We start from the raw sequence: 24,030 nt of genomic DNA on the forward strand, positions 1-24,030 counted from the left end.
AAAGCGAAATGATGGATAGGAGGAAGAAGCATGAGTCATCTAACAGCGTTACAAAATGGTTCGGATATTCGAGGAATTGCCATTGCCACAGACGAATATCAAGCCAATCTGACACCGGAAGCGGTAAAAACAATTGCCAGTGGGTTGGTAAATTGGTTACGAAATGAGAAAAATATCGTCCGTGTTCCATTAACTATTGGGGTGGGGCGAGACAGCCGCTTGAGTGGTCCAACTTTGGCAGACACATTTATGAATGAATTGCAAAATTTAGGGGTTCGTGTTCTTGATTTTCAATTAGCAACGACCCCAGCAATGTTTATGAGTACCCAGTTTGACCAGTTTGCCTGTGATGCAGGGATTATGTTTACCGCAAGTCATTTGCCGTTTTATTTTAATGGTATCAAAGTATTTAGCCAGACGGGCGGTGCCGAAAAAAAAGATATTGCCTATATTCTGACGCACCTTGATTTACCCGAAGCGAGTGCCGAGAAACTAGAAATTCAAAAAGCTGATATTTTAACGCCTTACGCGGAAGATTTAGTTAACAAAATTCGTAGAGGTATGCAAACAACTGCTAGTCAGCCACTCAAAGGGGTGAAGATTATTGTCGACGCTGGGAATGGCGCTGGCGGGTATTTTGCTGAAAAAGTGTTACAACCTCTGGGTGCGGATACCACTGGTTCACAATTTTTAGAACCGGACGGGCACTTTCCAAACCATATTCCAAATCCAGATAATAAAGAGGCCATGGCAAGTATCCAAGCTGCTGTTTTAGCCAATCACGCAGATTTAGGTGTTATTTTTGATACGGATGTGGACCGTTCAGCAGTTGTAACGAAAAGTGGGGATGTCCTCAATCGCAACAACTTGATTGCCATTTTAAGTCGCATTGTCTTAGATGAATATCCCCAAACAAGCATTGTGACTAACTCGCCTACTTCTGATCATCTGAAATCATTTATTGAGCAGTTAGGTGGAAAGCAAGTACGCTACATTTCAGGGTATCGTAATGTGATCAATAAAGCGATTGCATTAAATGCTTCCGGGATAGACTGTCAATTGGCTATCGAAACGAGTGGACACGCTGCGTTTAAAGAAAATTATTTTCTGGATTATGGGGCTTATGTCATTGCTAAGATTTTGATGTTGTTACCCAAATTGCAACAACAACAGCTCACACTAGACGAATTAATTGCTGATTTGAGGCAACCTGCCGAGACACAAGAAATCCGATTTAAGCTAATGACAGCTGACTATCGTGCGCTAGGGGAGTCTGTGATTGAAACTTTCCGTAAGGGCAAGCAGCTAGGCTGGATATTGGATCCAGAAAATGAAGAAGGGGTTCGCTTTAAAGTGACGGCGCCCTATGGTTCAGGCTGGTTTTTACTACGGATGAGTTTGCATGAACCATTGCTCGTTTTACAAGTAGAAAATGATGAATTTGGAAAGGTTCGACAAACCATAGCGGCATTTCCAGCAATTTTAGCGGCATTTCCAGAAGTTAATCAAGACCAGTTGACGGCTTATTTAGCAAATTAACCATTTGGTATAGACAACTCTTGCTTAAACGGACGGTTCGTGGTATATTTGGTATATACCAAATAGAAGGAGACGTTAAAAATGAAAGTCATTCAAGTCAAAAACGCACAAGAAGGCGGAAAACAAGCCTTTGCTATTTTAAAAGAAGAGATGGCGAAAGGGATAACAACACTAGGGTTAGCAACTGGTAGTACACCAGAAACACTTTATCAAGAAATGGTGAAGAGCGACTTAGATTTTTCGGATATGACTTCTGTGAATTTAGATGAATATGTTGGTCTTAGTGGCGAAAATCCACAAAGTTACCGCTATTTTATGAATGACCGGTTATTTCTCCACAAGCCATTTAAGGAAACATTCGTACCAAACGGGAAAGCAAACGACTTGGATGCAGAATGTATCCGTTATAACCAAATTATTGCAGATCATCCTATTGACTTACAAGTACTGGGCATTGGTCGCAATGGGCATATTGGTTTTAATGAACCAGGCACTTCTTTCGCAGTTGAAACGCATGTTGTGGCACTAACGGAATCGACAATTGAAGCGAACAAACGCTATTTTGAGTCTATCGAAGAAGTCCCAACCCATGCCTTGTCGATGGGAATTGCTTCCATTCTTAAAAGTAAACAGATTATTTTGATGGCGTTTGGTCGGGAAAAGGCTGCCGCTGTTGCTAAGATGATTGAAGGTTCGGTAACGGAGCAATTACCAGCAAGTGTTCTACAAACACATAAAAATGTGGTCGTAATTATTGACGAAGCCGCTGCGAGTGAGTTGACGAACGCGTAATTTAATTGAAGGAATCATGAAAAAGAAATTGTTTGTGAAGTGGTTGCTAAACAAGACATCATTGTTTGGCAAGCGACTTGAGAACAGTTTCTTTTTTTGTGTGCTCAAAAAAAAGATTGAGGCAGAACGACGATTTTTCATGGTGAATTTTTGATTTATTTGGTAAAGTGGAAGAGAGAAAAGGAGGCGTACGTATGTCAAAAATAATGATTGTCGAAGACGAAGCGGTCATTAGACAACTGATCAGTGAAGAACTCCAAAAATGGCAATTTGAAACTTTTGGAACAACGGATTTCCATGCCGTTTTCGATGATTTTCAATCACAGGCGCCACAATTAGTGTTATTGGACATTAATTTACCTGTTTACGATGGATTTTATTGGTGCCAAAAAATTCGGGAAGTATCCAAAGTGCCTATTATTTTTATTTCCAGTCGCAATACGAACATGGATATGATTATGGCGATGAACATGGGAGGGGACGATTTTGTCACCAAACCATTTGAATTGGATGTTCTTGTTGCAAAAATAAACGCTTTGTTGCGACGTTCCTATAATTATGTCGAAGGTAGCCAAGAAACCTTTGCTCACAATGGCTTAATTCTTAATGTTGACAATAGCAGCGTAGAAATTAATGGAGAGCTCGTAGACTTGAGTAAAAACGAATACCGCTTGCTTTATATTTTGATGAAAAATCATGGGAAAATTTTGAGTCGTGAAAAATTATTGCGCGCATTATGGGATGATGAACGGTTTGTTGATGATAACACCTTGACCGTGAATATCAACCGTCTTCGGCGAAAAATTGAACAAGCAGGTGTACACAATTATATTGAAACGAAGGTTGGGCAAGGATATATTGTTCCGTGAGGTGAGCCATGACAATCAGAAAATTTTTAAAAGATCAGTGGCTTTTGTATCTTGCATGGTTCGTTTTTATGAGTTTAACCGTATTTGTTTTGTGGTTAACCCCTAATTACCCTTTCCGTTGGAGTGTGGTGGGTTATCTATTTTTTTTAGAGGCGGTTTTACTTATTGGGTTTCAAGCGATTTACTATGGGTTGAAGCGAAAATGGTGGGCGAAAATCACTTGTACGACGAATGCCAGTCTGCTGCAGGATTACGTTACAGGAGCAAAAACAGAAGAAGAAAAAGTTCAACAAGCCTATATGAATCAATTGTTGCGTGAACATCAAGAAACGATGCAACAAATCATTGGCAACCAAGAAGAACAAAAAGATTACATTGATTCCTGGGTCCATGAGATTAAGGTACCACTGGCCGCGATGCAACTACTCGTGAAGTCAGTCGAATTTGATTTGACTGACCAAAAATTTATCGCCATCGAAAATGAATTGGGGCGTATGAATGACTATGTGGAACAGGTGTTATACGTAGCGAGACTAGATAGTTTTACGAAAGATTATCTGATTAAAGAAACATCATTAAAAGAGACCGTTCAACCAGTAATTCGCAGTCAAGCCAATTTTTTTATTCAAAAAAATATTCGGTTTGAACTGCAAGGTGAGGACCAGTATGTTTTAACAGATGGGAAGTGGGTGGCATTTATTTTTCGTCAGCTGCTTTCAAATGCCATCAAGTACACTTCAGAGAATGGCCAAATTCTGATTCAATTTGCCCGCAACCTTCAAGGTGTGTCCCTTAGTGTCTCGGATACCGGTATCGGCATTCCGAAAGAGGATTTTCATCGCATTTTTGATAAGGGATTTACTGGTAAAAATGGGCGGAATGCGCAAATTCATTCCACAGGATTAGGCTTATATCTAGTGAAAAATTTGTCAGAAAAATTAGGTATTGATGTGACGGTCGAATCCCAAGTCAATTCTGGAACCAAATTTACACTCTTTTTCCCACAATTATCGTACTATCAAGAACAAAAATAAAAAACTACCCATGAGGCAATTCACTCTCAAAGAAGGAATTGCCTCTGGGTAGCTTTTTTAGTTGTGATCAATTCGATGACTGGTTAGTTCTAACAATTTTTCTTTTAAATCATTCTCCATAACACCTAACTCGCGTTCTGCATGACGACGTTTTTCTTTGCCTTCTTGCTGAATGCGGAGTGTTTCTTGAATGGTTTCAATCAAGTCATTTTGCGTTTGTTGTAAGGTTTCAATATCAACGATTCCCCGTTCATTTTCTTTGGCTGTTTCAATCGCTGAAATTTTGAGCATCTCAGAATTTTTCCGCAGAAGATCATTTGTGGTTTCTGAGACTTGTCTTTGAGCAGTGGCAGCATCCTTTTGACGAAGTAAGGTCAAAGCAATCACCACTTGGTTTTTCCATAATGGAATAGCTGTCGCAACCGAAGCCTGAATTTTTTCAGCCAACGCTTGATTGGTATTTTGAATTAAGCGAATTTGGGGTGCTTGTTGAATCGTAATTTGTCTAGCTAAACGTAAATCATGGGTTCGTTTATCCAAACGATCCAGAAATTGTGTATAGTCATTGACTATTTGTGCATCCATTTGATCGCCTGTTTTTTGTGCTTTTGCCAATGCTTCGGGAATGATTTTTTGTTGCATTTCATCCATTTTTAATTCGCCAGCTGCGATGTAAATATTTAGCGCATCAAAGTAGTCTTTGTTTTTTTGATACAATTGCTCCAACATCAAGTTGTCTTGCAACAACCCGTCTTTTTCTTTGGTTAGTTTGACAGCAACCTTGTCAATTTGTGCACCAATTTTTTGATATTTCGCTGTAATTTCGTAGATGGATTGCTTGACTTTCCCAAACATGCGTTGGAAAAAGTTGCCGTCACCGGCCCGCAATTCATCGGGATTGGCTTCTTGCAAGCGAAACATCAATTCTGTCAATGAGTCACCAACAGGACCAATGTCTGCGGCTTGTACGTGATTTAACATGGATTGCGAAAATTCGCTTAACTTTGTTTGTGCGTTGGCACCATAAGTAATCACAGCTTGCTGATTGTTGACATCAATTTTTTCTGCTAGCTCTTTCGCTTGTTGTTGGCGGTCTTCTGGTAACTGATCAATTAATCGTGGTGCGGTTTCTTGTTTCTTTAAGACATCGATATCGGCTTGTTGACTGGTGGTTAACGTGTCGATAGGCGTCTCAAAGGGATTGGCTAATAAATCATTTAAAGAATCTGTTTCAAAGGTTGTTTCTTTTTTCGACTCGTCTGTCATGGGAGTCCCTCCTATAAACTTTTCATAATGAGCAAAAAAATCTAGCCATCAGCTAGATTTTCTGCAAAATCACTGATAAAAAAGAAGTTCGTTACTTGGCCTCTTCTTTGATACTTTGTTTCGCTAGTGATAGCTCCACATCCATATCTTCAAAGTCATCTGAAACGAAATTTTGGTAATCTTTAGCAATCAACGCAGCCATCTGATCAATGACGAGGATGCTTTCTTCCATTTTATCATAGGTTTCTTTCGATTTGATTTCATGCGCACTAATTTCAATATATTTATTTGTTAAATCAACCAGATTTGGCAAATGTGTATAGAGAAAATGGCTTGCATAATGTAATTTTTGGGGTTCTTTTACCAATTCTTTGAATAAAGCTTTCGCTGCTTTGACGGTGTCATGGCGCAAATCAATAGCTTTCAATTTTGCATGCGTGCTAAAATTTTGTTGAAGTTGATCGATCGCCTCTTTTGTTTGATTCATGGTTTCGCGAAAGAGCTCAATTTCACGAGTACTCATTCCATTTTCGCGATAGTGGCGCTCACGTTCTCTTGATAAAGTTGGCGTCGTTTTCTTAGGTTTTGTTTTGCTTTTCCCCCCAGCAAAACCTCGATACATAAGCCATGCACCAACTAGGCAAAAAGCAATCGGCCAAAAAACTGGTCTCAAAGCCATCACCAAGCATAGGAAGCCAATAATTACTAAGAAGACACCAAACAATAGGTTCTTTTTCATTTACGTTCCTCCTGAAATATCTGAATCAAAACGTGTTCTTATTTGTTCTATTTGTATTTTAACACGAGTAGAATCACTTGAGTATCAGACTTGGGATGGATTTCAATAATTTAGAAAAATCATAATTTTCTATGATACACTAGAAAAGAATAGACAAATCAAACAGAACTTGCTATTTTACAAAAGAGGTGGATGAAATGGATAGAGAGAATTTTGAAGAAAAAACAATTAAGCGTAACGAGATATTCCACGGAAATATTATTGATTTTGTTGTCGATGAAGTGAGGCTTCCGGATGGCAAAATGGCGACGAGAGAATTGGTGTTTCACCATGGGGCAGTAGCGATTATGGCCATTGACGACCAAGAAAAAATGTTATTTGTTCGTCAATTTCGTAAGCCAATGGAAAAAATAACCCTTGAAATCCCCGCTGGAAAAATAGATCCAGGCGAAGAAAATACACCGGAACAGACAGCGAAGCGAGAACTAGAAGAGGAAACGGACTATCAAGCGAATCATTGGGAAAAAATATGTGGCATGTATTCCACACCGGGTTTTTCCAACGAATTTTTGACCATTTATTGGGCAGAAGAGCTTCATAAAGCAGCACATCCGCTTGCTGCAGATGAGGATGAATTTTTGTCGGTGGTTGCATTAACACTCGCAGAAGCCAAAGCAGAAATTGTGAAAGGAACAATTTGTGATGCGAAAACCATCTATGCAGTGACATACTGGGAGTTACGAATGCTGAAAGGTAGGTAAGTGGATGAGCCAAGAACCTCTTATTACTCGAGCGGAATTACGAAAGCGGCGTCAACAAGCAGACCATGAATTAAGTGAACAACAAAAACAAATGATTAAAGAAAGTGAAAACGAACAACACCGTCGAGAAAAAGAGATTGATCGTTTTTACCGCAAAGAATACAAAAAAAAGCAACCGATTAAGAAGACACGCGCAAGAGAGAATCAAAAATCACGGCAAATGAATACGTTTTTAGGAAAAGCGATTGCTTTGGTTGCGGTTTTGATTGTCCTTGTTTATTTAGCAATTATCTATCTGTAATCGATGAACGGAGGAAATAATGAAAATTGGTATTATTGGGGCAATGTCCCAAGAGGTAGCTCTGTTACGTGAAGCGTTAGTAAATGAAAAGACGTGGGAACAAGCAGGTGCAAAATTTTATTCTGGGACCATCGAACAACAAGAAGTGATCGTTGTGGAATCGGGGATTGGCAAAGTTGCTGCTTCCATTACAGCAAGTTTGTTAATTCAAAAGTATGGTGTTGAAGCAATCGTGAATACTGGCTCAGCTGGTGGAATTGGGAAGGGATTAGCCGTTGGTGATATGGTATTGTCGACAAAGCTAGCCTATCACGATGTGGATGTGACGGGATTCGGGTATGAATACGGTCAGTTGCCTGCAGGGATGCCTTTGTACTTTGAAGCAGATGCCCGTTTATTAAATGAATTTGAAGAAGCGGCACGAATCAATCAATTGAAAACGAAAAAAGGTCTGATTGTCACTGGCGATGCGTTTATCAATAACCAAGCGAGTATTCAGCATATTCTTCATCACTTTCCAGAAGCACTCGCATGTGAAATGGAAGGAGCGGCCATTGCTCAGACAGCCTTTCAATTTGGCGTTCCTTTTTTAGTTATCCGCGCAATGAGCGATACTGCCGATCATCAAGCAACACAAAGTTTTGATGAGTTTATTGAAAAAGCAGGTAAGCAATCTGCGAATATGGTTTTACAGTTTATCAACAACCACGCAGCAAACCAAAGAACAATAGAGTAGGATCCTCCTTTTTAGCAAGACAAACATACGTCGTCTGTAGATTGGCATCACGGCCAACTTGCAGACGACGTATGTTTGTTTAGCTACTCACTTGATGAAAGGTCGTGTTTTACCAAATATGGACTCTCTTTTCAGGTTCACGGTACATCGCATCACCAGATTGAATATCAAAAGTGGTGAAGAAGTCATCCAAATTTTGTAATTGAATATTAGCCCGTAGTTTGGCTGGACCATGGACATCGACATTCAGCAATAATTGTTGATATTGGGTTGTTGCTTTGGTTCGCCAGATTTTCGCCCAGTTCGTAAAGAAGTCTACTAAATTTAAGTCCGCTTCACGTTTCGCTGCTTCAAGGGCACAGCTTAACCCACCAGCATCGGCAATATTTTCAGAGACAGTTAACTTACCATTCACCTTGCCACCAGCAAAATCAATGCCATCAAACTCATCAATCATGGCTTGCGCTAGTGATTGGAATTGAGTTAAATCCTCTTCTGTCCACCAATTGTGTAAATTCCCATTTTCGTCAAATTTTGCTCCATTGTTATCAAATGCATGTGAAATTTCATGTGCAATGACCGCGCCAATGCCTCCGTAGTTTGCGCTACTCGATTGGTTGATGCTATAAAATGGTGCTTGGAGAATGGCTGCTGGAAAGACAATAATATTCATTAAACCACTATAATAAGCATTGACAGTTGCAGCCGCCATGCCCCATTCTTCGCGGTCGACGGGCTGCGATAGTTTGTTGAAGTTGTCTTGACGAGCAAGACGCTTAAAGTGCAAAGCATTGCCAAGGAATGTACCGCCATCTGTTTTCGCAACGGTTACCAACTGGTCATAGATGGCTGGAATGGTCTCAGGATATCCCACATGGATCCCGATTTTATTAAGTTTCACGATGGCTTGTTTGCGGGTTGCTTCAGTTAACCAAGTGTTTTGTTCCAAACGATTTTTATAGACATCAACCATCGTCATAACCATATGTTCAACATCTTCTTTTGCTTTAGGTCCAAAGTAGTTTTGGCCATAATAAAGACCCACAACTGCACTAAATTGATTGAAAGCAAGTGCATAGGCTGCTTTAAGTGGTTCTTTTGCTGCTTGGATACCCGATAAGAAACGACCATATTCTCCGCCAAGAATCCGTAAATCATCACTTAAATAGTCGGTATAATTTAAGCTAGTCATGACATACATCCAACTCTTCAACAAAGGAAAATGTTCTTCAGTGATAAATTCTTTAAATGATTCAAAAAAGGCGGGTTCGGAAACAATTACTTGTTTTGGTTTGAAGGGCAAGGTAGCGGAGAAGGCTTGATCAAAGTCAAGTAGTTCCGAATAATTTACCACCTCTTCATACGAGCGAGGGTTGTACATTAGACTATAATCTGCATTTTCTTCGGCACTTTTGACAAAAGGCACGAGCGCGCGATCAAAAGCCATCGCTTGTTCAACTAAAGTCTCTGCTTCTGGACGAGTGTGACCGAGTTTTTGCAACAACAAGCTCGTCGTTTCGAAAAATTTTTGTAACATGGCATCAGCTTGTTCATTTTCTTCGGCATAGTACGTTTTATCAGGCAAAATTAACTGAGTCGGTGAGAGATAGACAGCATTGGCGCTAGTTTGCTTCATATCCGCCATCACGCCAAAATCAAAAGGTAATGGAAAGCCTTCTAAAATCCACTCACCTAATTGGGTATTCAAGTCTTGGAAGCTATTGAGGGCTTTGACCCGTTCCAACATTGGCAAAATGGGTTTTCCTGCTAATTGATTGCGTTCTTCAAAATCGGTTGCCAGTTGATAAAAGGTTACGGCGTGTTTTAATTTTTGATTGGGGATTGTTTCAGGATTTGCGGACCAATCAGCGAATGTTTTCATTAGTAACTGTTCAATTTCGATAACTAAATCTTGAAAGCCTCCAATGGAAGGTCTGTCAGCGGGAATAACGGCTGTTTCCATCCATTCTCCATTGACGTAATGATAAAAATCATCTTTTAAATTTAAGTTCATAGGTAATTCCTCGCTTTCTTATGCTACTATTATCGTATAAGGTAGAAGTTCTGACAAGTAGCAGCCCTATGAGAAAATAGAAGTGATTAGAGAAAAAGGGGAATTGAAAGATGGCATGCATTCAGTGGCAAGGGATATCTGAAGAGCGGTTTAAGCGATATGAAGATTGGATTAATAGCGATGGACAACTATGTGGCTCTTACGCAGCGACGATTTTGCTCGCATACTTGCAAGACTATCACCCCACGTTTACGCTCCCCCCTTTTGTTCGAAAAAAAGGGTCATCTGATGGGGAAAATCTGGTTCATTATTTGCAATTATTTATACAACCACTGGGCTTTTCCACGATTCCGCTACAAGTTAGTTGGGGAATTTCACGGTTTTGTCACTTTATGAAGCAACCGCAATGGGCGCGTTCGACCCCAATTGGCGGTTGGGAAAGAACGATTAAACGCATTGATACTGGATTGCCATTAATTGTTGGATTAAACCAACGCTTAGGGAGTACTTATGGCAATCATTGGGTAGTTGCTTATGCCTATGGGGAAGACCAAGAGGGCAAACGCTGGGTGAAAGTTCACGATAATTGGGGGAATTATCGCGCTGTTGTCCCGGCCAAATGGTTGATGAGTACCATCTCTTTTAAGGAAATTTGTGAAATAGCAGAAACCAATGAAAATTAAGAGAAAATTATGGTAAAATAGAACAAACAACAACATTGGAGGAAACTATGAACGACAATTATTCAGAAGAACCTTTAAAAATCTTTAGTTTAAACGGGAATGTGCCACTAGCCAAAAAAATTGCTAAAGTATTCGGTTGTGAATTAGGTGAATGTTCTATTAAAAAATTTAGTGATGGTGAGATTGCCATTAGTATTGAAGAAAGTGTCCGGGGTGTCAACACCTACTTGATTCAGTCTACGAACAAACCAGTCAACGATTATTATATGGAACTTCTGATTATGATTGATGCGATGCGTCGCGCCAGTGCCAAGACGATTAATGTCGTGTTGCCTTACTATGCGTATGCTCGTCAAGATCGGACATCAAAACCGCATGAACCAATCACGGCCAAGTTGATTGCCAATTTGCTAGTAGAAGCAGGGGTAACAAGGGTCTTAACTCTGGATTTGCATACTGTTCAAGTGCAAGGATTTTTTGATATTCCAGTTGATAATTTATTTACAATCCCTTTATTTGCTCGCTACTATTTAGACAAAGGGATGTGTGGAGATGAATATGTTGTTGTTTCGCCAAAAAATAGTGGCATCCAACGTTCAAGAAGTTTAGCAGAGTACTTGGAAACAACGTTAGCGATTGTTGACCAAGGAGAAAATCCAGAAGATGAAGGCTACGTGATTGGAGACGTTCAGGGAAAAACGTGTATCATGGTAGACGATATTTTAAATACAGGAGAAACATTTGCTCAAGCAGCTGAGTTATTGATGCATTCAGGGGCAAAAGGGGTCTATGCATGTGCCTCCCATGCGTTATTCAACAGTCATTCAAAAGAAGTATTAGAAGAAGCACCAATTAAAGATATTTGTGTCACGGATTCTTGTTTGACCGAAGAAGCAAAGCATCCTCGCCAAACGACGTATATCACCTGTTCAGAATTAATAGGGGAAGCGTTGAAACGAATTCATGACAATACACCTGTCAGCCCGCTTTTCCGTTTGCAAAAGTAATAGGTATAAAAAGAGTGCTCCCGGATGGTGAATACCATGATGGGAGCTTTTTAGTAAAGAAAAATGAAAAGAGGAAAGAAAATGACTTATTTTGACCATGCGGCAACAACCCCCATCCATCCGCAAGTCATTGAAACGATGACCAATCTAATGCCAACATTGTTCGGTAATCCTTCCAGTATTCATCAATATGGACGCGCCGCAAGTGAAAAATTAATGGCTGCTCGTCAAGTAATCGCTGAAAGTTTAGCTGTTCAACCCCATGAAATTATTTTTAATGGCGGTGGAACAGAAGGAGACAATACGGCCCTGATTAGTACCGCATTAGCTAGAAAAGAGCAAGGACGTCATATTATTACCACGCAAATTGAACATCCCGCTATTTTACAAACGGCCGCTTTTTTAGAACAACAAGGATTTGAATTCACCTATCTATCCGTTGATCAAAGTGGAATGATTGATCTTGAAGCATTCAAACAAGCATTACGGGAAGATACGATTTTGGTATCGGTGATGTTTGCCAATAATGAGACAGGGAATCTAATGCCAATTAAAGAAATTGGAGCCATTCTGCAAACGCATCCTGCTTATTTTCATACAGATGCAGTGCAAGCTTTTGGAAAAGTCCCAATACATCCATATGAACTGGGAATTGATCTGCTAAGTGTATCCGCCCACAAAATAAATGGCCCCAAAGGAACAGGCTTCCTTTTCAAACGAGATGGATTACAATTACCGGCTCTGCTTCATGGCGGTGAACAAGAAGAAAAGCGACGAGCCGGGACAGAAAATCTCATTAGTATCTGTGGGATGGCAACGGCGGTAACCATCAATAACGAAGAAAGTCAGCAAGCCCATACCATCAAATACCAAAAGTTTGCTGATACTGTAAAAGCCATTTTAGATGAGGAAGAAGTCACGTATCATTTAAACGGCAATCAACAAGCGAAGATGCCCCATATTTTAAACCTTGCTTTTCCAGGTGTGGATAATCAAATGATTTTGATGCATATGGATTTGAAAGGCTTTGCCATCTCGACTGGTTCAGCATGTACCGCTGGCAACGTGGACCCATCACATGTTTTAATTGCGATGTATGGTGAAAATTCGCCATATATTCGTGAATCCATTCGTATTAGTTTTGGTCTGGGGAATACGCAAGAAGAAGTGGAAACCTTTGCCCATCAATTAAGTGCAAGTGTCAAACGATTGCAAAAAAAAGCATTCACTAACAATAAAGATAGTCAGAGCTAAGTTTTCTTTATATAATAGAGATGACAATAAATAAATGAGGTGAAAAAATGGCATTTGAAACACAAACAACGGTTTTGGGGTGCCCACAGCTGTACCAACTAGCTACAACAGCTAAAAGATATACGCTCCGAGACAATGGCTTTACAGAAACCAATGGTGGAAATTTCCAATTAATTCGACCGTTGCAAGCAACACCACAGAGCAAAGAGGGGTTTCAATTAAAAATCACTGTAGCAAAAGACATGAAGACAGTGAAAATGTCCATTACTACGGCGAATGGATTAAAAGCTGTCAATATATTTAAAGATCCAAAACATGAAATGTTACGCGAGAAGTTTACGTTCCTGATGGACGGATTTATCGATCGGGGATTGTTTGAAGAAGTAACGAAGTAGTCAAACTAGGAAATTGTTGTCGGTCTATGTTTTTTGCTCATGCGAAATCCAAAGACCGACAACGGTTTTTTTGTAGCCAAAAAACTGAAGCGGAAACACATGAAAAAAATGGCAATCTCTAGTATAATAACGTGGACTGAAAAGTTGCGACCTTCAAATCGTAGATGTTTCAGAATCAATTGAAATGATGGTGATAGAAATGAAAGACAACAGCAACACAAGAGTCGTTGTTGGGATGAGCGGCGGTGTCGATTCATCGGTAACAGCACTTCTTTTAAAAGAACAAGGGTATGATGTCATTGGAATCTTCATGAAAAATTGGGATGACACGGATGAAAATGGTGTCTGTACAGCAACGGAAGATTACAAGGACGTAGCCAAAGTTGCAGCGCAAATTGGTATACCCTATTACTCGGTTAACTTTGAAAAAGAGTATTGGGATCGTGTATTTGAATATTTTTTAGCAGAATACCGTGCAGGTCGAACACCTAATCCTGATGTCATGTGCAACAAGGAAATCAAATTTAAAGCCTTTCTCGATTATTCATTGGACTTGGGGGCAGATTATGTTGCGACCGGTCATTATGCACAAATTGTGCGCGATGAAGCAGGTGTCACACATATGTTGCGAGGTGTGGACAATAATAAAGATCAAACCTACTTTTTAAGTCAATTGTCACAAGAACAATTAGCAAAGACGATGTTTCCGCTAGGGGGAATGGAAAAAAGTGAGGTGCGTGCGATTGCTGAAAAGGCCCATCTAGCTACCGCAAAGAAAAAAGATTCCACTGGTGTCTGCTTCATTGGCGAAAAAAACTTCAAACAATTTTTAAGTCACTACTTGCCAGCCCAAAAAGGGGAAATGGTGACCTTAGAAGGGGAAGTCAAAGGCCAACACGATGGCTTGATGTATTATACGATTGGTCAACGTCAAGGCTTAGGAATTGGTGGCGGCGGAAAAACGCAAGAGCCGTGGTTTGTTGTGGGCAAAGATTTGGCAACCAATACGTTATACGTTGGTCAAGGGTTCCATCATCCTGCACTCTATGCAGATCACCTAGATGCGAGTGACATTCACTTTACCACGACGCAAGAACAACCTGATGTATTTCATTGCACGGCAAAATTCCGTTACCGTCAGCAAGATGTACCAGTGACGGTGCATCGCTTGCCAGATAATCGAGCAGAAGTCTTTTTTGATGAACCGGTACGAGCTATTACTCCCGGTCAAGCAGTCGTCTTTTATGATGGTATGGAATGCTTGGGTGGCGGATTAATCGATCATGCGTATCAAGCAAACAAAATTTTACAGTACGTCTAGGAAAAGGTACACAAAGGTTTACAGGAAGGAAAAGAGGCAAATAAGTCCTCCTTTTCCTTCTTTTTTTGGGAAATTTTCTTTGACAAGCGGCTTAAATTTTGGAAGATGTGCTATAGTAGAAAAGGAGAAAAATCAAAGATGCATGGAGCTTCACAAGCTAACTTCTTGAAAGTTCAACTAAAAGTCCATACTATAGCATTTAGTGGAGACGTAATGTCAGAACTTGAAAGATAAGTGAGGATGGAAAAACATGTATCAGGTAATCACAATGTATGGTGACAATGAGCCATGGTGGTTTTTTGAAGACTGGCGCAAAGATATTGATGAAGAACACGTATTTCGTTCACTTGAAGAGGCCGAACGCTGTTACCAAAAACAATGGACGAAATTAAGAGAACAATACAAACATATCTATGCCCGTGCAAATTATTTAAGTGCTTTTTGGAATGAAACAGAAGTACGTTGGTGTGAAGAATGTGATGATGATTTGCAACAATACAAAGGTTTGGCCCTTTTAAAAGACTATCAACCTGTCACCGTAGAAAGCAGAAAGGAACTGTATGAAGCAACTAATTCTAGCCGAAAAACCAAGCGTTGCCAAAGATCTCTCTAGGGTATTAGGTGCAACGCAAAAACAAAAGAATTATTACGAAGGCCCAACTGTCATTGTGACATGGGCCCTTGGTCATTTATTGGGATTAAAAATGCCTGAAGAGGTAAATAAAGAGTGGCAAACCTGGCAACTTGAAACACTGCCAATGATTCCCAAGAAAATTGGGATTCAACCATTACCCAAAACAGGGCAGCAATTAAAAGCAATCAAACAACTTGCACAGCGCAAAGATGTCAAAGAACTAGTGATTGCAACTGACGCAGGTCGTGAGGGAGAATTGGTTGCTCGTTGGATTATCGAGTGGATTCGCTTTGATAAACCAATCAAGCGATTATGGATCTCTTCACAGACCGACAAAGCAATCAAAGAAGGATTTCGTAAACTGAGACCAGCTGAAGAATACCAGAACTTGTACCAATCTGCCTTAGCACGAGCACAAGCGGATTGGCTTGTCGGATTGAATGTTACACGAGCACTGACGGTCAAATACAAAGATAATTTAAGTGCAGGTCGGGTCCAAACCCCTACGCTTGCACTCGTCAGAAAACAAGAGCAAGCTATTGAAAAATTTCGCGCACAAACCTATTATCAAGTTGAATTGGCAGTAGGTAATTTGCGGGCAACGATGGCTCAAAAAAATCCGTATGCCTTTCAAGAGGCAGCCCAAGCACAAGAAGTCATCAAACAATTACAGACACAAAAAGGTAAAGTAGCATCCATACAAGAAAAATCACAAAAACAAGCGGCACCATTGCCTTATGATTTGACAGAATTGCAACAGGAAGCCAATGCACGCTACGGGTATTCGGCTAAAAAAACACTTGGTCTGGTTCAAAGTCTATACGAACTACACAAACTAGTCAGCTACCCACGAACCGATAGCAAATATTTACCAAAAGATTTGCAACAGACTATGAAAGAACGCTTGGCAGCAGTTGCTTCTTTTTCACCCGAAGTCAAACTTTACCTAAAAAATGGGGCGAAAGTCATTCAAACGAATGTCTTCAATGACGCCAAAGTGACGGATCATCATGGTTTAATTCCTACAGAAGAACGGGCGCGCTATGAAAAGCTAAGCAGTGACGAACAAAAAATTTATCAACTAATTGTTCAACGCTTCTTGGGATTATTCGCACAACCCCATCTCACCAAGCAACAAACGGTCGTTGTAACCTTTGGGACGGCGCAGTTTTCCTTTCAACAAAAGCAAGTGATGCAAAGTGGCTGGAAACAACCAACCTCAACGGAAGCGCAGGTAAACTGGGAAAATTGGTCAAAAGAACAGCAGATTGCTCCTGCCTTTCAACTAAAAAAAGGCTTAACAATGCCACCCAAACCGTTAACAGAAGGTACGCTATTAGGAAAAATGGAGAAATTTCATCTAGGTACCCCAGCTACCCGTGCGGAAATCATTGATAAGTTAATCAAGAGTGAATTGATGGAGCGCACTGGCAATCATTTGGTTGTTACACCAAAGGGCAAACAATTGTTGACATTGGTCAATCCGGATTTAGTGACTCCAGCTTTAACCCAAAAATGGGAAGAAGAGTTAGAGGCCATTGCAGCGGGAAAATACAAACTTCAAACCTTTGTTACCCAAATCGAGCAAGACACCCGGGAATTAGTCAAAGAAATTAAGCAAAGTGAAGCCACCTATCAAGATTTTGCCTTGACTCAAAAGAAATGCCCCGAATGTGGGGAGCTGTTGCGTGAAAAAAATACGCGTGATGGCAAAATATATGTGTGTACGAACGCTACTTGTAGTTACCATAGACGAAAAGACCCGAAAGTTTCCAATCATCGTTGTCCACAATGTCATCGAAAAATGGAGATCATTGAAGGGAAAAATGGTGCCTTCTTCCGTTGCAAATATGATGGAACAACCGAAAAAATGATGGAAACAAAAGAACGAAAGAAAAAAATGACCAAACAAGAAGAACGGAAATTGGTCAAAAAATATAGTCAATCAGAAGAACAAGTGGAAAGCCCACTTGCCGCAGCGTTAAAAGCGGCGATGGAGCAAACAAAAAAATAAAAGCAAAAGAAAAAATGATTCAGTCATTCGTAGCTACTACGGTTAAACGCACGTAGCAACACGAAGCAATTGAATCATTTTTTTTGGGCAAATTATTCGTTTATCACTTGTGCATCAAGACAAATACTAGCAATGGCTATAACCATAAGGGGCAGCATAATTTGTAAATAAATGCCATCTGCTAACCAATCGCTTAATATGCCATACAATACCCACGAAAAAGTAAGAAAAGCCAATCGCATATTGGCAAGAGAGAATGATCGAAAATAATTTAGTATGAAGAATGTATTCATGACATAGCCAATTAACCAAAAGATAGGTTCGATGGTTTGGGCGCTATCTTGAGCAAGTGTCAGCATTAAATAAGCAATTAAGGCGGCTATTAAAAATAAAAAATGATGATAATAATGACGGTTTTGTTTCAATGTATGCACAGAAGACACTTCCTTTCGAACGGAAGTATAGCAACTCGGATGAGCAAATTCAATAGATGTGATAAAACTGAAAGGTAATTGTTCGTTTGGTTACAAATTATGTAAGGAAAAACCACCAAAAACGGGCAAGTTTTTGGTGGTTTTGGTTAGGGGGTACAAATAAGGAAAAATATATAAGTAGTTGAGAAAAGGGAAGGGGCAAACTTCCCTTTTCTCAAGAACTAACAAAATTAATGAAGAGTAATCACTTCTTCAGTTTCTTTGTCAAAGAAGTGTGCTTTGTTAATGTTGAAAGCTAATTCAACATGTTCACCAGGATTGTGGAAGTCACGTGCATCTACTTTGGAAATAAATTCAGTATTACCAACACGTGTGTATAGCATCGTTTCCGCACCCAATAGTTCAGATACAACGACTTCTGCTTTGACCGTTGCTTCAGGGGAAGATTGTAAAACAACTTCTTCGCTGTGGATGTCTTCAGGACGGATACCAAAAACGACTTCTTTGCCTTCATATCCTTTTTCAACTAAGACTTTGTTGCGACCTTCAGGAATACGTAAACTTAAACCAAGACCGTCAGAAATGACGCCATCTTTTAACACAACGTTAAAGAAGTTCATGGCAGGTGAGCCAATAAAGCCAGCAACAAAAACATTGTTCGGTGTATTGTAAACTTCTTTAGGTGATCCGATTTGTTGGATGATACCATCCTTCATGATAACAATTCGATCCGCCATGGTCATCGCTTCTGTTTGGTCATGAGTAACGTAAATGGTCGTTGTTGATAGACGACGGTGCAACTTAGCAATTTCTGCACGCATAGCTACACGTAGTTTTGCATCTAAGTTTGATAATGGTTCATCCATTAAAAAGACTTTCGCATCACGAACGATTGCTCGACCTAAGGCAACACGTTGACGTTGACCACCTGATAAGGCAGCTGGTTTACGATCAAGGTATTCAGTTAAACCTAAAATTTCAGCAGCATTTTCGACACGTTTCTTAATATCCGCTTTGTCGTATTTCCGTAATTTTAACCCAAAAGCCATATTGTCATAAACAGACATATGTGGGTACAAGGCGTAGTTTTGGAAAACCATTGCGATGTCACGATCTTTTGGTGCGACATCATTCATGACTTTGTCGCCAATGAATAGTTCGCCTTCAGTAATGTCTTCCAATCCGGCAATCATGCGAAGCGTTGTTGATTTTCCGCATCCAGAAGGGCCTACGAAGACAATAAATTCACGATCTGCGATATCTAAGTTAAAATCTGTTACGGAATAACTATCTGAATTGTCATATTTTTTATAGACATGTTTTAATGCCATTTCTACCATTGAAATTCCTTCTTTCTTTGAACTCATCTTATAGCTCTACTATAATGAAAACGATTTATCGAGACAATGGAAACGTGCACAAAAAAAAACAGATTGCTTGTGCAACCTGTCATAAAAGTGACTAAACGACAAAATTTTCAATAAGCAATTGGCAAAGAAACAATTGATTTGTTTCTTTTAAATTTAATAAGCTTGCTTGTTGAAATTTATCAAGTTTGTATTGCAATGTATTGCGGTGCATGAATAACTCTTTGGCGGTTGAACTAATGTTGCCTTGATTTTTCCACAGAGTTGTCAATATCTCTGGCAAATCTGTAGCGGCAAACCAATGTGTGGCTAAAGATTGAAGCAAATAGCTCGAAGCTAACGTCCGCTGAGTACAGTAGCTAATCAGTAACAAGGCCAAATCACAAGCACTCTCTTGTCTGCGACTTCCGACAAAAAAAGAAAAGAGGGACTCTTCCTCTGTAAATAATTTATGAAACGATAAGGTCGCTGGGTGAAAATAGCCAACAAAAATTCGACTGTAGCTATCAAAATCACCATCTAATGCTAAAAAGAGACCAGCTAATTCATTGGTTGAAAAAGAGTAGTCATCTTGCTTTTCTACTAGGATAGCATATTGATTTGTCACGAAAAAAGCATCTACCAATTGCGGTAGTAACAAGCGAATTTCTTTTAACCAAGAAGATTGATCCAATGAGTGCGTCTGATTCCAAGCCACTTGAATGATGCGATAATTCCCTGTCGGAACCTCAATTGTTTCTTGCATGAGCAAATACCGATACCAAGGATGTGCGTGATCTTTGGTAAAACTGGTTTCTTCTTCCGAGAGATGTTGCAACAACCGCATTTCAGTGGGGGACAACTGTTCTTTTGCAATCCAAATGTAGCCTTTCTTTGAAGGAAAAGAAAAAATGGTTTGCTCACCAGATGGCAATGTATGCAATTCTGCTTGGGGATAAATCGAAACAAGTTCATTGAATTCCATTCCAATACCTCCTCTATCTACTTTCATTGTAATGAAAATCATCCGTTACGCAAGAAAAAATGAGTATCGATAAAATGAGAATATGATAAGAAAAAGGATTGACATTTTCATTTATAACAGGTAAAGTAAGGTCAACAAACGAAAGACTATGACAAGAACCAGTAAATTTGTCGCTGTTTGAGAGAGTCTCTGGCCGGTGAGAAGAGATAGCGGGGCAAGTTGAAGCACATCTTGGAGTTGATTTTCTGAAAGTAGTAGGAAAATTCGGGAGGCCCGTTATAGCTGTAGTCATTTAAACGAAATTGACTCATTAAGGTTTTTGTTGTAAGACAAAAGCAAAAAAAGGTGGAACCACGTAAATACGTCCTTTAGTCGCTTGACTAAGGGCTTTTTTCTTTCTATCGATGAGATTTGTTTAGGTGGCTCAAGAGGTTTTTTTCGCAAGAAAGAGATGAATTGAGGTGGCACCACGTAGACACGTCCTCTGGCTTATGGCCAGAGTTTTTTTATTTTGTTAAACAATCAGCCTTTAAATAGAGGAGGGTACGTCTTATCGGACATGCATTGAAAACGGAGTAAATGCGGTATCATTAGGAAGATGAGACAAAAATTTTTTGGAGGAGAGAGAACGATGGCTTATTTTTTATCTTTGTTTCCGCAACTAGCAAGTGGCATTGGCATTACCTTGAAATTATTTTTATTAACAATTATAGGATCCGTACCATTAGGAATTGTTTTTGCGTTTTTCTTATCAAGTAAATTTGCACCATTGAAATGGGTCATGCAAGTGTATATTTGGTTAATGCGTGGTACCCCCTTGTTGTTGCAATTAATTTTTGTGTTCTACGGATTGCCATTGATTAATATTGTCTTTGAACGTTTTGATGCGGCACTATTTGCATTTGTGTTAAACTATGCGGCGTACTTCGCAGAGATTTTCCGTGGAGGCATCCAATCGATTCCGCAAGGGCAATACGAAGCGGCACGTGTTTTACGATTAAGCCCCATCCAAACCATTCGCAAAATCATTATTCCCCAGGTGACCAAAATTACGTTACCTTCTGTTGGAAATGAAGTGATCAACTTGGTAAAAGATACTTCTTTGATTTACATTTTGGGTTTGTCCGACGTGATGCGTTTAGGGAAGATCGCTATGGAACGAGACACCACCCTGGTACCATTATTAGGTGTGGCAATTGTTTACCTTGTCATGACGGGGATTTGCACGGTGGTATTACGAAAATTGGAAAATCGATTGGATTATTATCGGTAGGAGGAAGCAGGCATGTTAGAATTAAAAAAAATCAACAAGTCATTTGGTGAGAAACAAGTGATTTGTGACTTAGATTTGACTATTCCCGATGGCACCATTCTAGCAATTGTGGGTCCTTCTGGTGGCGGGAAAACCACCTTGTTACGAACGCTTGCCGGTCTTGAAACGGTCGATAGTGGTACCTTTTTACTTGATGGTAAGGTTTTCGATCCAACCAATACGAAAGACCAAGATCAGGTAGTTGGCGTCGTATTTCAAGATTTTCAGTTGTTCCCACATCTTAGTGTTTTAGAAAATATTACTTTAGCACCGAAAATGGTTCTGAAAGAGACGGGGGCAGTTGCCAACGAAAAAGCGAAAACATTGGCTACTCAACTGGGCATTGATAGTTTATTGAATCAATATCCTTATCAGCTTTCGGGTGGACAAAAACAGCGGTTGGCGATTGCAAGAGCGATGGCAATGGCTCCCAAAGTATTGGCATATGATGAGCCAACGAGTGCCTTGGACCCAGCTCTACGGCAACAAGTGGAACAGTTGATCTTGAATCTGAAAGCACAAGGTGTCACACAGATTGTGGTTACCCATGATTTAACCTTTGCTGAAACGATTGCAGATCATTTATTGAAAGTAGAACCAAAATAAAGGAGGAAATACGGATGAAAAAATGGGTAAGTTTGGTGATGATAGTGGCAAGTGTGATTGGTCTCGCTGCTTGTGGAAAGTCGGAAAAATCAACAGAAAGTGCAGCAGATAAAAAGACAGTTGTTGTTGGATTAGATGATACATTTGTCCCAATGGGGTTTAAAGATGATAGTGGAAAAATTGTGGGATTTGACGTAGATTTAGCCAAAGCAGTGTTCGCATTAACGGATACGAAAGTGAAATTTCAATCAATCGACTGGTCAATGAAAGAAACTGAGCTAGCAAATGGGACCATTGACATGATTTGGAATGGATATACTGTGAATGATGAAAGAAAGAAAAAGGTTACCTTTTCAGATACGTATATGAAAAATACGCAAATTTTGGTAACCAAAAAATCCAGTGGCATTACAAATGTTGAAGAGATGAAAGGGAAAGTTTTGGGCGCACAAGAAGGGTCTTCAGGATATAGTGTGTTCACAAAACAAGCCGAAGTATTAAAAAATCGTGTCAAAGATCAAGATGCAACCTTGTATGCAAGCTTCAATGAGGCTTTTATCGATTTGGAACATGGCCGGATTGATGGACTCTTGGTAGACAATGTTTATGCTGGGTATTATTTAAAACAAGCGGGCAAATTGGCAGACTATGATTTGATTGCAACACCATATGCGCAAGAAGACTTTGCTGTCGGTGTGCGCAAAGGGGACACCAAATTAGCCAAAAAAATTAATGAAGGATTCAAAACATTAAAAGAGAATGGCAAATATGATGAAATCGCAAAAAAATGGTTTGGTGATGAAGCTGCTTCAAAATAGAATGTAACAACTGGTGAAAAGAAAAAGAACAGAACCATCTGAAAAACGCTCAACGATTCGTTGCTGACCATGACAGCAGTCGACAAAATCGCTGAGCGTTTTTTATTTTACGAACGAGTTTCGAGTACTTCTTGGTATTTTTGTTTAATGTAATCTGCGGATATTTGCAATTTAGCTAGCTCTTCTTCGGTTAGGTCTAATTGCACTTGTTGGAGAATGCCTTTCCGACCAACGACGGCAGGATAAGAGAGATACGTTTGGTATTCTTCACGATAATTGGACACGGGTAGTTCAGTATGCGCATCACTCAAAATGGCAATGGCCAAAGAAACGGCAGCGGTAGCAACACCATAATTGGTATATTTTTTGCCAGCGAACACCGTATGTCCACCAACTTTTGCTTCGTGATCAAGAGCTTCTAAATCTAATGACACTTGATTTTCTTCCAAATATGTCGTTAAAGAGGTACCTAATACGCGAACGGTCGACCAGGCAGTGAATTGTGAGTTTCCATGTTCGCCCAGATTGTATCCTTGTACCGAACGAGGATCAAGTTGTAATTGTCTTCCTACCGCTCGCTTCATGCGTGCCGAGTCCAGTAATGTTCCGGTACCGATGACGCGTTCTTTTGGCAATCCTGTGATTGATTGGTAAATGGATGTAATGACATCGACAGGATTTGAAATGACAACCATTACGCCATTAAAACCAATTTCTTTTAGTTTCTGTGCGACCTTGGTGGCTTCGACGCTGGTAAAAGGTAATTCAGCAAAGCGATCGTTATTTGGATTGTCCTGCAATTGAATGTTCCCTAAAGCGGAAATAATTACGTCTGCATCGGCTAGGGCTTGATAATCGTTAAAAACGATGTTCGTGTGAACGGGTAGGTTGGCCATAGCATCTTGGAAATCCAAGGCATCAGCAGCGACTTTTTTTTCATTCGAATCGATTAAGACTAAATCATCTGTTAAACCTGCGGCAACGATGTAGTGAGCGGCTGCAGCTCCAACATTCCCCATGCCAATAATCCCAATTTTTCTTGTCATAACATACACTCCTTTGATGAAAGATGGTCGTTGATAGGCAATCTTTCTCGTTAAATGTATTCTAGACCTCTTAAATTCATTTTTCAATCCTGGATAAAAACTTCTTGTTATCGTCCGAACTTTT

Annotated in this window: 24 protein-coding genes and 1 other annotated feature; of the genes, 17 read left to right on the forward strand and 7 right to left on the reverse strand. The window is 39.9% G+C overall.

Annotated features, from left to right (window positions below; translation table 11 throughout):
• Positions 1 to 30 precede the first annotated feature (30 nt).
• From ACFSR0_RS09190 to sapS, 4 genes are all read left to right on the forward strand, one after another.
• On the forward strand, positions 31 to 1,539 hold the full coding sequence (locus ACFSR0_RS09190; RefSeq protein WP_379982101.1) for a phosphomannomutase/phosphoglucomutase: 1,509 nt from the start codon (positions 31 to 33) through the stop codon (positions 1,537 to 1,539).
• Between the two features lie 81 nt (positions 1,540 to 1,620).
• Complete coding sequence (gene nagB, locus ACFSR0_RS09195; protein WP_379982103.1) at positions 1,621 to 2,331, forward strand: glucosamine-6-phosphate deaminase; 711 nt, start codon at positions 1,621 to 1,623, stop codon at positions 2,329 to 2,331.
• A 194-nt stretch (positions 2,332 to 2,525) separates the two neighbouring features.
• Positions 2,526 to 3,200: a two-component system response regulator SapR gene (gene sapR / locus ACFSR0_RS09200; protein ID WP_379982105.1), complete on the forward strand. Its 675-nt coding sequence runs from the start codon at positions 2,526 to 2,528 to the stop codon at positions 3,198 to 3,200.
• Between the two features lie 8 nt (positions 3,201 to 3,208).
• Positions 3,209 to 4,234 carry a two-component system sensor histidine kinase SapS gene (sapS, locus tag ACFSR0_RS09205; protein WP_379982107.1) on the forward strand — a complete coding sequence of 342 codons (1,026 nt, stop codon included), beginning with the start codon at positions 3,209 to 3,211 and terminating at the stop codon, positions 4,232 to 4,234.
• A gap of 57 nt (positions 4,235 to 4,291) precedes the next feature.
• On the opposite strand, the gene ACFSR0_RS09210 is transcribed toward sapS, so the two are convergent.
• Both ACFSR0_RS09210 and ACFSR0_RS09215 read right to left on the reverse strand, forming a co-directional pair.
• Positions 4,292 to 5,500 (reverse strand): toxic anion resistance protein, encoded by a 1,209-nt coding sequence (locus ACFSR0_RS09210; RefSeq protein ID WP_379982109.1) that lies wholly within the window; start codon positions 5,498 to 5,500, stop codon positions 4,292 to 4,294.
• 91 nt (positions 5,501 to 5,591) lie between these two features.
• Positions 5,592 to 6,239: a 5-bromo-4-chloroindolyl phosphate hydrolysis family protein gene (locus tag ACFSR0_RS09215; RefSeq protein ID WP_379982111.1), complete on the reverse strand. Its 648-nt coding sequence runs from the start codon at positions 6,237 to 6,239 to the stop codon at positions 5,592 to 5,594.
• 197 nt (positions 6,240 to 6,436) lie between these two features.
• Here ACFSR0_RS09215 and ACFSR0_RS09220 point away from each other — a divergent pair, with 197 nt between their 5' ends.
• The 3 genes from ACFSR0_RS09220 to ACFSR0_RS09230 are packed head-to-tail and all read left to right on the forward strand — an operon-like array spanning position 6,437 to position 8,037.
• Positions 6,437 to 7,000: an NUDIX hydrolase gene (locus ACFSR0_RS09220; protein WP_379982113.1), complete on the forward strand. Its 564-nt coding sequence runs from the start codon at positions 6,437 to 6,439 to the stop codon at positions 6,998 to 7,000.
• 4 nt (positions 7,001 to 7,004) lie between these two features.
• Complete coding sequence (gene macP, locus ACFSR0_RS09225) at positions 7,005 to 7,301, forward strand: cell wall synthase accessory phosphoprotein MacP (protein WP_379982115.1); 297 nt, start codon at positions 7,005 to 7,007, stop codon at positions 7,299 to 7,301.
• Positions 7,302 to 7,320: 19 nt separating this feature from the next.
• The gene (locus ACFSR0_RS09230; RefSeq protein ID WP_379982117.1) at positions 7,321 to 8,037 is read left to right on the forward strand and encodes a 5'-methylthioadenosine/adenosylhomocysteine nucleosidase; all 717 of its coding nucleotides are present in this window, start codon (positions 7,321 to 7,323) and stop codon (positions 8,035 to 8,037) included.
• 109 nt (positions 8,038 to 8,146) lie between these two features.
• Here ACFSR0_RS09230 and ACFSR0_RS09235 read toward each other — a convergent pair whose 3' ends face one another.
• Positions 8,147 to 10,051: a M13 family metallopeptidase gene (locus tag ACFSR0_RS09235; protein WP_379982119.1), complete on the reverse strand. Its 1,905-nt coding sequence runs from the start codon at positions 10,049 to 10,051 to the stop codon at positions 8,147 to 8,149.
• 110 nt (positions 10,052 to 10,161) lie between these two features.
• Between ACFSR0_RS09235 and ACFSR0_RS09240 the strand changes: the two genes are divergently transcribed.
• The 7 genes from ACFSR0_RS09240 (at position 10,162) to ACFSR0_RS09270 (ending at position 17,359) form a co-directional block, all read left to right on the forward strand.
• Positions 10,162 to 10,734: a hypothetical protein gene (locus tag ACFSR0_RS09240; protein WP_379982121.1), complete on the forward strand. Its 573-nt coding sequence runs from the start codon at positions 10,162 to 10,164 to the stop codon at positions 10,732 to 10,734.
• Between the two features lie 47 nt (positions 10,735 to 10,781).
• The gene (locus ACFSR0_RS09245; RefSeq protein WP_379982123.1) at positions 10,782 to 11,741 is read left to right on the forward strand and encodes a ribose-phosphate diphosphokinase; all 960 of its coding nucleotides are present in this window, start codon (positions 10,782 to 10,784) and stop codon (positions 11,739 to 11,741) included.
• Positions 11,742 to 11,822: 81 nt separating this feature from the next.
• Entirely contained in the window at positions 11,823 to 12,995 is a 1,173-nt protein-coding gene (locus ACFSR0_RS09250) for a cysteine desulfurase family protein (RefSeq protein ID WP_379982125.1), read from the forward strand.
• A gap of 47 nt (positions 12,996 to 13,042) precedes the next feature.
• On the forward strand, positions 13,043 to 13,390 hold the full coding sequence (locus tag ACFSR0_RS09255) for a DUF1831 domain-containing protein (RefSeq protein WP_379982127.1): 348 nt from the start codon (positions 13,043 to 13,045) through the stop codon (positions 13,388 to 13,390).
• 199 nt (positions 13,391 to 13,589) lie between these two features.
• A complete protein-coding gene (gene mnmA / locus ACFSR0_RS09260; RefSeq protein ID WP_379982283.1) occupies positions 13,590 to 14,711 on the forward strand; it encodes a tRNA 2-thiouridine(34) synthase MnmA in 1,122 nt (373 codons plus the stop codon).
• A 250-nt stretch (positions 14,712 to 14,961) separates the two neighbouring features.
• Positions 14,962 to 15,324 (forward strand): DUF1033 family protein, encoded by a 363-nt coding sequence (locus tag ACFSR0_RS09265; RefSeq protein WP_379982129.1) that lies wholly within the window; start codon positions 14,962 to 14,964, stop codon positions 15,322 to 15,324.
• Positions 15,272 to 17,359 (forward strand): DNA topoisomerase 3, encoded by a 2,088-nt coding sequence (locus tag ACFSR0_RS09270; RefSeq protein WP_379982131.1) that lies wholly within the window; start codon positions 15,272 to 15,274, stop codon positions 17,357 to 17,359. The genes ACFSR0_RS09265 and ACFSR0_RS09270 overlap by 53 nt, the downstream gene beginning before the upstream one ends.
• 92 nt (positions 17,360 to 17,451) lie before the next feature.
• Here ACFSR0_RS09270 and ACFSR0_RS09275 read toward each other — a convergent pair whose 3' ends face one another.
• The 3 genes from ACFSR0_RS09275 to ACFSR0_RS09285 all read right to left on the reverse strand — a co-directional run bounded on the left by ACFSR0_RS09275 (position 17,452) and on the right by ACFSR0_RS09285 (position 20,124).
• Positions 17,452 to 17,793, reverse strand: coding sequence for a hypothetical protein (locus tag ACFSR0_RS09275; protein WP_379982133.1), 342 nt, complete (start codon positions 17,791 to 17,793; stop codon positions 17,452 to 17,454).
• Positions 17,794 to 18,023: 230 nt separating this feature from the next.
• Positions 18,024 to 19,133, reverse strand: a complete 1,110-nt coding sequence (locus ACFSR0_RS09280) for an ABC transporter ATP-binding protein (RefSeq protein ID WP_379982135.1) — start codon at positions 19,131 to 19,133, stop codon at positions 18,024 to 18,026.
• Between the two features lie 121 nt (positions 19,134 to 19,254).
• Positions 19,255 to 20,124: a helix-turn-helix domain-containing protein gene (locus tag ACFSR0_RS09285; RefSeq protein ID WP_379982137.1), complete on the reverse strand. Its 870-nt coding sequence runs from the start codon at positions 20,122 to 20,124 to the stop codon at positions 19,255 to 19,257.
• A gap of 139 nt (positions 20,125 to 20,263) precedes the next feature.
• Positions 20,264 to 20,496, forward strand: a binding site (T-box leader).
• 259 nt (positions 20,497 to 20,755) lie between these two features.
• Here ACFSR0_RS09285 and ACFSR0_RS09290 point away from each other — a divergent pair.
• Genes ACFSR0_RS09290 through ACFSR0_RS09300 form a run of 3 tightly spaced genes read left to right on the forward strand, consistent with a single transcriptional unit; the run spans position 20,756 to position 22,860 of the window.
• Positions 20,756 to 21,397, forward strand: coding sequence for an amino acid ABC transporter permease (locus ACFSR0_RS09290; protein WP_379982139.1), 642 nt, complete (start codon positions 20,756 to 20,758; stop codon positions 21,395 to 21,397).
• Positions 21,398 to 21,409: 12 nt separating this feature from the next.
• Positions 21,410 to 22,042: an amino acid ABC transporter ATP-binding protein gene (locus ACFSR0_RS09295; protein WP_379982141.1), complete on the forward strand. Its 633-nt coding sequence runs from the start codon at positions 21,410 to 21,412 to the stop codon at positions 22,040 to 22,042.
• 14 nt (positions 22,043 to 22,056) lie between these two features.
• On the forward strand, positions 22,057 to 22,860 hold the full coding sequence (locus ACFSR0_RS09300; RefSeq protein WP_379982143.1) for an amino acid ABC transporter substrate-binding protein: 804 nt from the start codon (positions 22,057 to 22,059) through the stop codon (positions 22,858 to 22,860).
• Positions 22,861 to 22,967: 107 nt separating this feature from the next.
• On the opposite strand, the gene ACFSR0_RS09305 is transcribed toward ACFSR0_RS09300, so the two are convergent.
• Positions 22,968 to 23,906 carry an L-lactate dehydrogenase gene (locus ACFSR0_RS09305; protein ID WP_379982145.1) on the reverse strand — a complete coding sequence of 313 codons (939 nt, stop codon included), beginning with the start codon at positions 23,904 to 23,906 and terminating at the stop codon, positions 22,968 to 22,970.
• Positions 23,907 to 24,030 lie beyond the last annotated feature (124 nt).

Origin of the sequence: Enterococcus camelliae (assembly GCF_042685105.1) — a bacterium.
Classification (GTDB): domain Bacteria; phylum Bacillota; class Bacilli; order Lactobacillales; family Enterococcaceae; genus Enterococcus_G; species Enterococcus_G camelliae.